Origin of the sequence: Gordonia rhizosphera NBRC 16068 (assembly GCF_000298195.1) — a bacterium.
GTDB classification, from domain to species: Bacteria; Actinomycetota; Actinomycetes; order Mycobacteriales; family Mycobacteriaceae; genus Gordonia; species Gordonia rhizosphera.
In genome coordinates, this window is sequence record NZ_BAHC01000022.1 from 1 (window position 1) to 11,917 (window position 11,917).

At 66.4% G+C, this 11,917-nt stretch carries 14 protein-coding genes; 3 read left to right on the forward strand and 11 right to left on the reverse strand.

What is annotated here, in order from left to right; translation table 11 throughout:
- Positions 1 to 60 precede the first annotated feature (60 nt).
- Positions 61 to 834, forward strand: a complete 774-nt coding sequence (locus GORHZ_RS01780; RefSeq protein ID WP_006329826.1) for an SDR family oxidoreductase — start codon at positions 61 to 63, stop codon at positions 832 to 834.
- A gap of 8 nt (positions 835 to 842) precedes the next feature.
- On the opposite strand, the gene GORHZ_RS01785 is transcribed toward GORHZ_RS01780, so the two are convergent.
- The 5 genes from GORHZ_RS01785 to GORHZ_RS01805 form a co-directional block, all read right to left on the reverse strand.
- Complete coding sequence (locus GORHZ_RS01785; RefSeq protein ID WP_006329827.1) at positions 843 to 3,083, reverse strand: CocE/NonD family hydrolase; 2,241 nt, start codon at positions 3,081 to 3,083, stop codon at positions 843 to 845.
- A 132-nt stretch (positions 3,084 to 3,215) separates the two neighbouring features.
- Positions 3,216 to 3,851: a trimeric intracellular cation channel family protein gene (locus GORHZ_RS01790; RefSeq protein WP_006329828.1), complete on the reverse strand. Its 636-nt coding sequence runs from the start codon at positions 3,849 to 3,851 to the stop codon at positions 3,216 to 3,218.
- Between the two features lie 242 nt (positions 3,852 to 4,093).
- Entirely contained in the window at positions 4,094 to 4,267 is a 174-nt protein-coding gene (rpmF, locus tag GORHZ_RS01795) for a 50S ribosomal protein L32 (RefSeq protein WP_006329829.1), read from the reverse strand.
- A 205-nt stretch (positions 4,268 to 4,472) separates the two neighbouring features.
- Positions 4,473 to 5,357 (reverse strand): DUF4190 domain-containing protein, encoded by an 885-nt coding sequence (locus tag GORHZ_RS01800; RefSeq protein WP_006329830.1) that lies wholly within the window; start codon positions 5,355 to 5,357, stop codon positions 4,473 to 4,475.
- Between the two features lie 109 nt (positions 5,358 to 5,466).
- Positions 5,467 to 5,973 carry a DUF4190 domain-containing protein gene (locus tag GORHZ_RS01805; RefSeq protein ID WP_006329831.1) on the reverse strand — a complete coding sequence of 169 codons (507 nt, stop codon included), beginning with the start codon at positions 5,971 to 5,973 and terminating at the stop codon, positions 5,467 to 5,469.
- A gap of 69 nt (positions 5,974 to 6,042) precedes the next feature.
- Between GORHZ_RS01805 and GORHZ_RS01810 the strand changes: the two genes are divergently transcribed.
- Complete coding sequence (locus tag GORHZ_RS01810) at positions 6,043 to 6,990, forward strand: AEC family transporter (protein WP_006329833.1); 948 nt, start codon at positions 6,043 to 6,045, stop codon at positions 6,988 to 6,990.
- A gap of 37 nt (positions 6,991 to 7,027) precedes the next feature.
- Here the strand turns inward: GORHZ_RS01810 and GORHZ_RS01815 are convergent, their stop codons facing one another.
- The 5 genes from GORHZ_RS01815 to GORHZ_RS01840 all read right to left on the reverse strand — a co-directional run bounded on the left by GORHZ_RS01815 (position 7,028) and on the right by GORHZ_RS01840 (position 10,424).
- Entirely contained in the window at positions 7,028 to 7,681 is a 654-nt protein-coding gene (locus GORHZ_RS01815) for a DUF1707 SHOCT-like domain-containing protein (protein WP_006329835.1), read from the reverse strand.
- 156 nt (positions 7,682 to 7,837) lie between these two features.
- Positions 7,838 to 8,929 (reverse strand): zinc-binding metallopeptidase family protein, encoded by a 1,092-nt coding sequence (locus GORHZ_RS01820; RefSeq protein WP_006329837.1) that lies wholly within the window; start codon positions 8,927 to 8,929, stop codon positions 7,838 to 7,840.
- Positions 8,930 to 9,114: 185 nt separating this feature from the next.
- On the reverse strand, positions 9,115 to 9,294 hold the full coding sequence (locus GORHZ_RS01830; protein WP_006329839.1) for a hypothetical protein: 180 nt from the start codon (positions 9,292 to 9,294) through the stop codon (positions 9,115 to 9,117).
- A gap of 206 nt (positions 9,295 to 9,500) precedes the next feature.
- Complete coding sequence (locus tag GORHZ_RS01835; RefSeq protein ID WP_006329841.1) at positions 9,501 to 9,815, reverse strand: MerR family transcriptional regulator; 315 nt, start codon at positions 9,813 to 9,815, stop codon at positions 9,501 to 9,503.
- A gap of 111 nt (positions 9,816 to 9,926) precedes the next feature.
- A complete protein-coding gene (locus tag GORHZ_RS01840; protein WP_157205024.1) occupies positions 9,927 to 10,424 on the reverse strand; it encodes a hypothetical protein in 498 nt (165 codons plus the stop codon).
- A 219-nt stretch (positions 10,425 to 10,643) separates the two neighbouring features.
- Here GORHZ_RS01840 and GORHZ_RS01845 point away from each other — a divergent pair, with 219 nt between their 5' ends.
- Entirely contained in the window at positions 10,644 to 10,916 is a 273-nt protein-coding gene (locus GORHZ_RS01845; protein WP_006329846.1) for a GlsB/YeaQ/YmgE family stress response membrane protein, read from the forward strand.
- 158 nt (positions 10,917 to 11,074) lie between these two features.
- On the opposite strand, the gene GORHZ_RS01850 is transcribed toward GORHZ_RS01845, so the two are convergent.
- On the reverse strand, positions 11,075 to 11,917 hold an 843-nt coding region (locus GORHZ_RS01850; protein WP_006329847.1), incomplete at its 5' end, for a vWA domain-containing protein.

Sequence of the window (11,917 nt, forward strand, 5' to 3'; positions counted from 1 at the left end):
ATACTGGCCGGTAAGTTCGAAAAAATACCGGCCGAACAGGCCGAAGACAGGGGGACGAACATGCCATCGATCTTCATTTCCGGCGGCGCGGCAGGCATCGGACTCGCCACCGCCGAACGTTTCGACCGCGAGGGGTGGACCGTTGGCGTCTACGACGTGGACACCGACGCGTTGTCGAAGGTGGCGGCGAATCACCCGGGGTGGGTGGTCGGCGAACTCGACGTCCGCGACCCGAAGCAGTGGGCCGACGCCCTTGCTGATTTCACCTCTAACACGGGCGGTCGCCTCGACGTCCTCGACAACAACGCCGGCATTCTGGTGGCCGGTCCGCTCGACGAGATCTCTGCCGACGCCGTCAAACGCCAGATCGACATCGACGTGCTCGGCGTGACGCTCGGCGCGCAGGCTGCCTTCGAGTATCTGCGGGCGACCCCCGGCTCCCATCTGGTGAACATCGCCTCTGCGTCGGCGATCTACGGTCAGCCCGACATCGCGACCTACAGCGCGTCGAAGTTCTACGTCGCCGGCCTCACCGAGGCGCTCGAACTCGAATGGGAGCCGTACGGCATCCGGGTCGTCGGCATCTGGCCGCTGTGGGCCAAGACCTCCCTCGCCGACAACGACGCCAAGACCACCAAGACCCTCGGCGTCCGGATCACACCGTCGCAGGTCGCCGACAAGGTCTGGGAGAGTGTGCATCCCACGCCGCGCGACCGCCGCATGCACCGCACCTCCTACTCGGTGGGCATGCCGACCACGGTGCTGGCCAACGTCGCGAAGTTCGCCCCCAACTTCGCGTCCCGTCAGATCAACAAGCTGCTCGCGCAGGGCTGAGCGCGCGGTCAACCCCCGTTGAACGTGCGGATGTACGGCCGGCACGGCTGACCCCGCAGGCCCTCGCAGGCACCGAGCGGGACCGCGGCCCGCAGTCCGGGCACGATCGGCAACACCAGCGACGACCCGCCGGCGCCGAGGGCGATCGTGTCGACGACCCGCCCACCGGTCTGCGGGGTGCCGAAGCGCCATGAGGGGCGGTCTCCCCCGGGCGCGGTGATCGTGACCCGGATGCGCGACCCCGCCCGGAAAGGATAGGCGATCGGATCGAGAGCGATCCGCACCGTCTGGAAGCCCGGCGCCAGCGGTTGCGGATCGATCCAGTCCCGCGTCGGATTCAGCGGTGTCGCAGCCGAATTCACCCGACGCAGGGAGGCGCGCAGGTACCCCGACGTCACGTAGGTCTCCCGGCCGTCGGGACGGACCTCGGAGATGGTCGCCTGCAGGTCGGTGTCGGGCGCCGACGACGCGAGCCGGAGATCGAGACTCGCCGGGCCCACCGCGACCGCATCGGTGACGCGGGGTGCGCTGAGGAAGCTCACCCCGGCCCGACCCGGGACCGGTGCCCAGTTGTACGGCGGGAGCGCCAGCCAGGGCAGTGGCGAAGCGCCGACGACGTCCAGTGTGCCCACGGGTCGCGCCGCCGGGTCCGGCCGGAAGGACACCGACGACGACGCACTCGGTGCGGACGTCAGGTGACCACCGGCGCCGAGGAACAGGCGGGTTCCGGTTCCGGCCGAAACCGGCGGCCAGGCACCGAATCCCGCCGACCACGGCGCCGACACACTACCCGGTCCACCGGCGACCGACGTATCGGTGCCGGAACCGAAGAAGACCTGCACCCGCGGATCCCGAGCGAAGTCCGAACGGGCGGCGGCCACCGACGGTGCATCGGCGAATCGGGAGGTCACCACCAGCCTGCCGGGAGTTCCGGTTTGCACCTCGTAGACCACTGTCATCAGCGCCGTCAGGGCGGGATTGGCGCGCGGAACACGTTGGGCCACAAAAATGTTGAGGAACTCGTTCCACGGTCCGAGGATCTGCGGATCCAAGGAGTCGATATGGGCGCCGTTGACCGCCTTCACCCAGACATTCGGGTTACCGCGTAGCCGCTCGATGATCGCCGTCCACTGCGGTCCGGTCTGCTCGTCCTGCAGGGCTCCGGCCAGGAACACCGGCACCTCGATCCGCGACGCCCACGCGGCCGGTGCGCGATGGTCGAACAGCGACGGCGTCCGAGTCGGATTCGACGCGATGAGCTGTTTCACGTCCTGGGTCTGCAACCGGAGTCGCTGGTTGGCGGCGCAGACCCGGTCAGCGCTGCGGACCAGTTCACGGGCGTAGGGCTGACCGCCGGCGGGTGCGGGGCGCGCGTCGGCCTGGCGTTCGGTGATCCACGAATTGGCAAACCCGGTGTTGAAGATGCCCCCGGGGAAGCCGGTCGAGTAGAGATCGTCGGTGATGCTGAGCGGGGCGATCGCCGCCAGGCTTGGCGGCCGGGTGCCCGCGACCGCGATCTGGGAGATCCCGGAGAACGAGATGCCGACCATCCCAACCTTGTGATGGGCGACCCAGGGTTGGCGCGCGACGGTTTCGACGACGTCGTACCCGTCGTAGATCGTCGGATAGTCGAACAGGTCGAACGCGCCGCCGGAACAGCCGCTGCCCCGCATCTGCACGTTCACGGTGGCGAACCCGGCCGTGGGTGCGACCAGACCGCCGAGCACCGTGCTCGTCGAGGGTGCGATGGGATCGGGGTGTCGAGCCAGCGCACCGAGAGCACCGAGCACGTAATCGTGCGGTGCCGCGATCTGGTAGCCGGAGTATTCGATCACCGTCGGAAACGGGCCGTCGGCCATCGTCTTGCCCACCGGCAGGCGGACCACGGCCGCCAACGTCACCCCGTCCCTTACCCGGATGTAGTTCAGTCCCGGCCGCAACGTCTGCCGATACAACGACGACGGGGGCGGCGTCACACCGTCGAGGACGGCGAAGGCGTTGCCCGGTTCACCATCCACCTCGAACCGGTAGCCCGGGCCCGGCGGGAGTTCACGCACCAGGAACGAGCCCAGCCGGTCCACTCGACCGGATCCGACCACGTCGCCGTCGGCGTCGTGCAGGACGACCGGAGCCCCGGGCGTCGCTCCCAGCAGGTAGGCCTGCGTGACGCTGCCCGCGCCGCGGCCGACGTCGGTCGCGGCCCGCGCCGGCACAGCCGTACCGAACACCAGCAGCGTGACGACAGCCACGAGCACTCCGACGGCCGGCCCTCGGACACGGGAAAAACGAGCTCCTACCCCACCCACGCGACGAACATAAGCGACGCGACGGCTCGCGGCCATCGGTTCGCCGGGTTTGGTACGACCGGACCACGATCGCTCTCACGCTCGGGCGTGGTGCCCGCGTCTGCCCGGAGGAGCGGTCGGCAGACGCCATCCGAACACCAGCGAGACGAGCCTGAGCGCGGTGGCCACCACCGTCCCGATGATCAGCCAGAACCAGACGGGCACCGTTGTGTAGGTGCCACAGATACCGACGATGGTGGCGCCGAGCAGCGCCGGCACGGCATAGAGGTCGGCCGGCTGGAGCAGCAGTGGGATCTCGTTGGCGAGGACATCACGCAGGATTCCGCCGCCGACGGCGGTGAGCAGGCCGACGATACTCGCCGCGAAAGCACTGGTGTCGTGGTCGATCGCGATGCCGGCACCGCTCGTGGCGAACAGACCCATACCGACGGCGTCGAGGATCAGGACGGATCGGCGCAGCTGCGCGAATGTGGGGTGGAAGGTGAACACGATCAGGCTGGCTGCCAGCGTGATCGTGATCGGCAACCAGTGCTGGACCGACGTCGGCGGTGTGATACCCAGCAGGACGTCGCGGAGAATGCCTCCGCCGACACCGGTCAGGGCGCCGACGGTGAGGATGCCCCAGAGGTCGAAGTCCTTCCGGACGCCGAGGAGAGCACCCGACGCGGCGAAGACCGCGATTCCGACGTCATTGAGGATCTCTTGCAGCACCCGATCATGGTGTCAGAGGCGACACCCGGGCACGGCACGTCGGTGGGACAGATCGAGTAGGAGGACCCGACGTGGTTGCGCTCGACCCAGGAGTCCACTGCCCCCTCCAGCGGACTTCCACCTCATGTGAATGCCTCTGCCGGCGTAGCAGCGCAACGACCGCCTCGGGTGAACCCGAGGCGGTCGTCGGTGGAATGCTCCCGGTTACCGACGTGTCGTCGGTACCGGTCTCTACAGGAGGGTCAGCGGCGATCGAGATCGATGACGCCGGCCTTGGCAGCCTTGACGTAGCGACGCGGAATACGCTGCGCGACGCCGTTCACCTTCACCTCTTGCAGTGCCGGGTTGTCCGCCTTCCACTGCGAACGACGGCTGCGGGAATTCGCCCGCGACATCCGGCGCTTGGGTACAGCCATGGTTGAGCCCTTCTCCTACGTGTAAGTCTGTGGGGACCTCCCGACGTGGTGGCGTCGAGGGGTCCCGCCGATCAGTGTGCCCGCCCGGTCATGGCGTCGAAGCCGGTCGGGCGCGGCACACAACCTCACCAGACTACCGGGCCGAGGCCCGAAGCTCCAAAACGGTGCCGCACGATACGCGACGTCGGCGCATCGTCGAGGACACCTACGCCGACGAGCTCGCTGCGAAGATCAGCGCGATCACCATGATCACCAGGACGATGACAACCAGCGCGATCGAGACCCACCCGAGGATCACGCCGGCCTTGGCCATGCCGTCGCCCTCCTGGGTCCCCGCCGACGCGGCGATCTCGTCGCGGGCGGAGTTGCCGAGGATCACTGCGACCACACCGAGGATGCCCGGGCACACGGCGAACGATCCGATGCCGCAGATGAGCGACGCGATCGCCTTGCCGTTGGTCTGGCGCGAATAGGTGTAACCGCCGGCGGCGTATTGGGGTGTCGCGCCGTACTGCCCGCCGTACTGGGGAGGTGTGCCGTACTGAGGCGCCGTGCCGTATTGCGGTGTCTGACCGTAGTCGGGTGTCTGGCCGTATTGCGGGGTCGAGCCGTAGTCGGACGTTTGGCCATATTGCGGGGTCGAACCCGACTCCGGTGTCTGGCCGTACTGCGGCGTCTGGCCATATTGCGGCGTCTGGCCGTACTGAGGTGTCTGGCCGTACTGAGGTGTCTGGCCATATTGCGGAGTCGAACCCGACTCAGGTGTCTGGCCGTACTGGGGTGTCTGGCCGGACTCCGGCGTCTGGCCATATTGAGGCGTCGAACCGTACTGCGGGGTCGAACCGTACTGCGGGGTCGAACCGTACTGCGGCGTCGAACCGTACTGCGGCGTCGAACCGTACTGCGGCGTCGAACCGTACTGCGGCGTCGAACCGTAGTCGGGCGTCTGACCGTAGGACGGCGGGGAGCCGTAGGGGGACGATCCGGTCTGGGAATCGCCGGACGGGGGCTGCGTCGACGACGAGTCCGCGGGTTCGCCAGACGCCGAATCGTCCGGCGGGTTCGAACCGGGGTCGCTGGGATTTGTCATCGAGGCATCCTTTCTCCGACCATTGGACCGGCGCCACCGTGTGTGGCGCGCCGGCGGGTTGGATTCACGTCGTGAGACGTCCGTCCCACTGTCCAAGCGTAGTGAACGCTCATCCCGGGGCGACCTCGGCAGCATTGGCGATGGCCATCCCGAAGAAGATGAGGAACAACAGACTCACGGTAGTCCCGATGGCCCCCGTGACGATGCCGGCCAACGCCATGCCCGACCCGGCGGTGTGACCGCCGGACGCGGCGATGTCACGGCGCGCGAGCACCCCCAACATGACGGCGACGATAGGCACCGGTATCGCCAGGCCGAGACACATAAAGGCGAGCACCAGCGACAGGACACCACAGATCAACGACGCGACTGCGCGCCCATCGGTGGCGCGGGACGCCGAGACGGCGTACCCCATCGGCATCGGTGTGACGTACGGCGCTGGACCATAGGGCGGTTGGCCGTAGGGCGCGGGCGGACCGTAGGGCGACTGACCGGTCGACGGCACCTGCGGGCCGGGGGCGGTCATGCCGGGAAAGTCATAGGGGCTCGCCGGCGGCAACGACGACCACTCGTCGTCGGAGGAGGCACGATCCGGTTCACCGGGCGGGTGGGCCATCACACCCCCTCTCTCCGAGCTGCGGACGCCAGCGAATGTGCTGTCCAGAGTAATGAATACACTCGTGCGGTGTCAGGAGTGGTTTCAGGCTTCACCGTCATCTTCATCGTGGTGGGGATCGGCTATCTCCTCGGCCGTACGCACGTCCTCGGCGACGCCGCCCACGAGGTGCTCTCACGGCTGGTGTTCTTCGTGTGCACCCCGGCTCTGCTGTTCCACTCGCTGGTGACGTCGGACCTGTCGGTGATCTTCTCCAAGACGCTGATCATCGCCGGCGGCAGCGCACTCACCATCGGCGCGATCTACCTGGTCGTCGCCCGGTTGTGGCTCCGGATCGAGATCCCCGAACTCGCGATCGGCGCCCTCGCGTCGTCGTATGTCAACAGCGTCAACCTCGGGTTGCCGATCGCGATCTTCGTCCTCGATGACGCGTCGTTCATCGCCCCGCTCCTGCTGTTTCAGATCCTGCTCTACTCCCCGATGGCGTTGATCACCCTCGACCTGACCGTCACCGACCCCGCGCTCGGTCATGCCTCGCGTGAGACGACGCTGCGCGACGCGATCGTCACGCCCCTCACCAACCCGATCCTGCTCGGTGGCATCACCGGGCTGGCCATCTCCGCGATCGGATGGCAGCCGCCTGCCGCGGTCATGGAGCCGATGAAGATGCTCGGCAACGCGTCGGTCCCGGGTGCGTTGCTCGCGTTCGGACTGTCCCTGACCGGTGTCGCGGTCTTCAAGAAGGGTCAGAGTCCCCGCCGACAGATCGCGCTCGCGAGCGTGCTGAAACTCGTCGTGATGCCGGCGTCGGTGTACGTCGTGGCCCGATGGGGTTTCGGTCAGAGCGGGCATGACCTGTTCGCGCAGGTCGTCATCGCCGCCCTGCCGACGGCGCAGAATGTACTGGTGTACGCGACCCGCTACCGGCGCGCGCAGATCATGGCCCGCGACACCGCACTGATCACCACCCTGGGATCGATTCCCGCGATCGCCGTGATCGCGTTCCTGCTGGCGTGAACGCGTCACCGATCGGCGACTCGAAGGCGGTCCGGCGTCATACCTCCGCTCGACCCCCCTCAGGCGGGATCCGGTCCTTGCGCTTGACATCGACGGCCCCCATCAACGCGAACCCGACGACCCGGACTGTCGGCGTGCCCGGCGCCCCTGGTCCGGTGGCGCGACCACCGAAGCCACCCATGACCGCCCAGCCGCCGATCTCCACCGCGACGTCCGGCGGCACGATCACCTCCACGCCGCCCATCAGCGCGAAGCATCGGATCGTGAGCACGGGCGCGGTGAACTCGGCGTCACGCAGATCGATCTCGACGGCCCCCATGAACGCTGTCGCGGTGAACGTGTCGGCCACCGCGACGTTGCCGCGCACCTCCGCCCCGGACATGAGCGCGAACCGCTGCCGCACCGGCTGACGGCCCGATCCGGGACTGACACGGCTGCCCGACGGTTCGCCGACAAACGGCATCGGCACACCGAGCTGCCCCACCGGCAGATCGTCGGTCAATTCGTCGAGATCACCGAATGTCTTGGCGACCATGGCTTTTCCGGATCGTTCCTCGAACTCGGCCATCGACAGGTTGCCCTTGCTCATCGCCGCCGACAGGATCTGGTGCACGAGCTCACGATCGGCGTCGGCAGCACGCAGGCGCGCCCGACGATCGTCGGGCGCCGGCAGGTTGTCCGGGGTCGTCACGGTTCCGAGGGTAGTGCTCTGCGCCGCGTCAGACCACCAGGCGACGAGACTCAGTGGTCTGACCGCGCACCACCGCTGTCGATCAGTCCTCGTGCCGAGCTCACGGCGCGGTGTCGCCCCCCAAGACACCTCACCCGCCGATCAGGGTGCGTGACCTCATCGACCTCGTCGGGTCATCGCACCGCGGAGACGGCCGGTGACCTTGTGTCTCGCCTGTCCTCGCGGGGAGTCGGTGGCCGGGATGTTCCCCGGTGCGATCAGGGTGTGGACATACCGGATCTTCCTGAGGACCGGTTCGGCGAGGACGAAAGGATACAGATCCGGGTGGCCCATCGACCGATTGATCTGGTTCAACGCCCAGGTCAGAGGGAGCCAGCGGTCGACGATGTGATCGAATCCCACATCCCCGTCGAGTTCATTGCCGGCGAGACTCGTGTTCGCCGGCGCCATCGCGAACGCCGCCGCGGTGTCGAGGGTGTCGCGGATGTGCAGATAGTGCGCGAAGGTCTCGGCAAAATCCTCCGCCGGGTGCATGGTGGCGTAGGACGACACGAACTCGTCCTGCCAGCCGGCGGGCGCACCCTGCGAATAGTGGCGGTCCAGTGCCGCCTGATAGTCGTCGTCGGGATTGCCGAACAGCCTCTCGAAGTCAGGACGTTTGTCGTCGGTGATGAGGACCAACTGGTAGTAGTGCCCGATTTCGTGACGGAAGTGCCCCAGGAGCGTCCGGTAGGGCTCGGCGAGTTCGACACGCATCTGCTCGCGATGCACGTCGTCACCTTCGGCCAGATCCAGCGTGATCAGACCGTTGTCGTGGCCGGTGATGACCGATTGCGTTGCGCTGGAGAGCAAATCGAATGCGAGTCCGGTCGCCGGATCGTCGCTTCGCCCCACGAGGGGCAGCCCGAGCTCGGACAGCTCGAACACGACGCGACGCTTGGCGGCTTCGGCTTGCCCGAATGCCTCCATGGCCTCGGGGTCGGAGTCGGAAGGACGCGTCCGGGTGAGACGGCACGATTCACACAGCTCACCGAGATCGTCGACATCGACGAGCCAATTACACTGGGCAGTCGACGAATTCGCACACCGACGCATCGTCCGACCGTCGATGTCGATCTGCTCTGAGTCGTCGAGGACGACGATGGCGCGGTCGCGCAGTGAGAGTCCCAGTGGGCTTTGACAATTCAGGCACAGACTGTTCTCGAAGGACAGACGTTGACCACATCTGCGGCACAAAAATTCTCGCATGATTGCTTTCTGTTTCGGGTTGATGGCGTCGTCGGCTGGGGTTATCGCTCTCCGACAGCCCTGCCACAACCAGATGCCGAAGAGGGGCTGGGCGGTCGGGACACGCCGCATGTCGGCCACGGAGCGCGATGTGAGCCCACCGTTGATTTCGGTCGGGACGGCGACACCCGCGAGCGTGGTCGTCGTCAGCGCGTGAATGTCCCGCCGAACATAATGATGATGGCGACGATCCCCAGCAGCAGCATGGCGACGACCGCAACACCACCATGCGGTCCGAGAAGTAGCGGTGGCCGCTCGTCCGCGGGGACCCAATTAGGCGACTCCGGCGATCCCCAATCACTGACGGCATCGTGACGGATGCTCATCACACTCCCTGCCTTGTCAGAAAATCTATGTCTTCGACGATAGATAAATGGATACCCTCCTGGACTGTTTTCTGTCAACCCGGGTACCTGAAAAGGTGTTCACCACAACACGTGACATGCCGTACCAGGGAAGGAATCATCCAGAGACGCCGGTGGGCGAAGTGCGCGCCGCAGAAGCGTACGCGCACTTCGACGGGAAGTTCGGATCAGTTGGATTGGCGTTCTGGGAGATGCGCACTGGCGCGCAACTGCACCTTGAGTTGCTCGTTCTCGTCCTCGAGATCGAGAATCCGGCTCACCCCGGCGAGGTTGATACCCGCCTCGACGAGGTCGGTGATGCGGCGGATACGGGCGATGTCGTTGTCGCTGTAGCGGCGCGTACCACCCTGGGTGCGACCGGGTCGCACGAGAGCCCTCCGTTCGTACAGGCGAAGCGTCTGCAGTCCGACTCCGGACAACTCGGCGGCCACGGAGATGCCGTAGACACCTTGCTCGGCTCGTACATGCGACGGGCGGGTCACGGTCCTCCTCACCGATCTTGCGCGCTCCAAGAAACCTGCACGGACTACTATAGATTCTCTCTACGGTGGAGTTCCAGTGTTATCCGCTGCAATCGATCTCCACACGGTTTGCTACAGCTCGGGCCGAGTGGGAATGACCCCGATCACCTCTTCGTAGGCGTCGATCAGCCACGCGGCACTGTGGTCGCCGACCAGGACACCCCGGTTGTCGCGCACGGCGAAAACCTGAACCCGCCAGGACGTCTCGGCATCGGTGTCAACGAGGCCCACGTCGGCATCGGTGTTCGTGGCGAGCAGATAGCGGCTGTATTCGAAGTCGACCCGCAACGCGTAATGGCCGTCCAGGTTGACGACCACGGCCGGACGGCCGGAGGCCACCGCCAGCACGTGCAGCGCATCGGCAAAGCGCTCGGTGAATTCAGGTCTACGCGGCACGGTCGGTTCTCGATTCTCTCGCAGCGGACGAACAGACTTGGCCAACGTTTCTGGACCGTGTTTCCACGTTAGTCCACGGCCCGGAGATTTCCCGATCGAGCAGCCCCGGATTTGCACAACTACCTGCATAACCTCCATCACCCGACAGGTTGAAGTCACGTTATCTGCTTCCATCGAGGCAGATTTTGTGTCACTATTGCCGAACGAATGCGAGGGGTCGGCGTGGCCTCCAAGAGGCACCCGCCACGTCGAGTACCGGTGCCTGCCCGGCGGTGGCGGTTAGACCACGCACAGGCCCGACGTCGAAGCGCAGGTCTGGGTGAGACAAGAACTGTGAAACACGCGCATCACACCGGGTGATCGCGCGGACCCTTGAAAAGGAGTGGTGAGGTCATGATCGGAACAATCATCAGCGCAATCATCGTCGGCTTGATCATCGGCGCACTGGCCCGGTTGTTCATGCCCGGCAAGCAGGACATCGGGATCATCATGACGATCGTGCTCGGTATCGTCGGTTCGCTCATCGGGTCGTGGCTGACCTACAGCCTCGGCTACTCGAACAGTAACGGCGGGTGGGAGGTCATCCCGTTCATCGTCGGCATTGTGGTCGCGATCGTGCTCATCGCCGCCTATCTCGGGATTCGCGGGCGCACGGTGACCCGCTGACCGCGCCTCATCGCCTACGGTCGGCCCCGATGAGCTTCGGGATGTGGTGGGTCCGTCATCCTCGATGACCGAGGATGACGGACCCACCGCGCTCGACTGGCAGCTTGCCCGTGAGGCCGTCCGCCCCTTGTCACGACATCCACGACGCGACCGAGAGTCTAACCGCGACGGCCCCGCCGGCTGCGTAGGTAGTCCCCGACGACGGCCGCCCCGAGCCCGTCCACGTCGGGCGCGACGACTCGGCCACCGATGCGCCGCGCGATCTGGTCCATGAAGTGCGCCAGCCCCGGGTCCTCCCCCAGCCGGAAGAACGTGACCTGCGCACCGAAGCGGGACACGTGGTCGAGCTCGCGCACCGTGAGCGCGATGGTCTGCGGGTGCGGCGGGTAGAAGAAGAACGGTTCGCCGCTGGGGTCGAGGTGGGCGGTGGGCTCACCGTCGGTGACCACCAGCACGACGGGCTGCGCGTTGGGGAACCGACGTAGATGCCGTTGCGCCAGCAACAGCGCATGGTGCAGGTTGGTGCCCTGCTCCATCCGGGGCTGCAACCCGGTCAGCTCGGCGATGTCGATCGAGCGCGCATACCGTCCGAACGCGATGAGGTGCAGTTCATCGCTACGGAACCGCGTCGAGATCAGATGGTTGAGCGCGATCGCGGTGCGCTTCATCGGCGTCCAGCGACCCTCCATCTCCATCGAGAATGAGGTGTCGACGAGTAGGACGACCGCCGCCTGGGTACGCGCCTCGGTTTCGGCGACCTCGACGTCACGCACATCGATACGGACACCGTCACGGGCCATCTCACGCGACACCATCGACGGTTCGTCACTCTCGGAGATGGTGCGTAACACCGCATTCGACACCGTGCGGGTGACGTCCCACGGGTCGGTGTCACCGAACTCCCACTCCCGCGACGCCCCGGTCGGTTCACCCAGCGCCCCGGACCGGCGGGTCTGCCGGTCACCGCGCCCGGACAGCTGCTCGGCGATGTCGCGGAAGAT

Coding starts and splice junctions, on each gene's coding strand:
- rpmF (WP_006329829.1), bottom strand. CDS start 4,267: ATGGCTGTACCCAAGCGCCGGATGTCGCGGGCGAATTCCCGCAGCCGT.
- GORHZ_RS01805 (WP_006329831.1), bottom strand. CDS start 5,973: ATGGCCCACCCGCCCGGTGAACCGGATCGTGCCTCCTCCGACGACGAG.
- GORHZ_RS01845 (WP_006329846.1), top strand. CDS start 10,644: ATGATCGGAACAATCATCAGCGCAATCATCGTCGGCTTGATCATCGGC.
- GORHZ_RS01830 (WP_006329839.1), bottom strand. CDS start 9,294: ATGAGCATCCGTCACGATGCCGTCAGTGATTGGGGATCGCCGGAGTCG.
- GORHZ_RS01800 (WP_006329830.1), bottom strand. CDS start 5,357: ATGACAAATCCCAGCGACCCCGGTTCGAACCCGCCGGACGATTCGGCG.
- GORHZ_RS01780 (WP_006329826.1), top strand. CDS start 61: ATGCCATCGATCTTCATTTCCGGCGGCGCGGCAGGCATCGGACTCGCC.
- GORHZ_RS01840 (WP_157205024.1), bottom strand. CDS start 10,424: ATGGAAGCAGATAACGTGACTTCAACCTGTCGGGTGATGGAGGTTATG.
- GORHZ_RS01820 (WP_006329837.1), bottom strand. CDS start 8,929: ATGCGAGAATTTTTGTGCCGCAGATGTGGTCAACGTCTGTCCTTCGAG.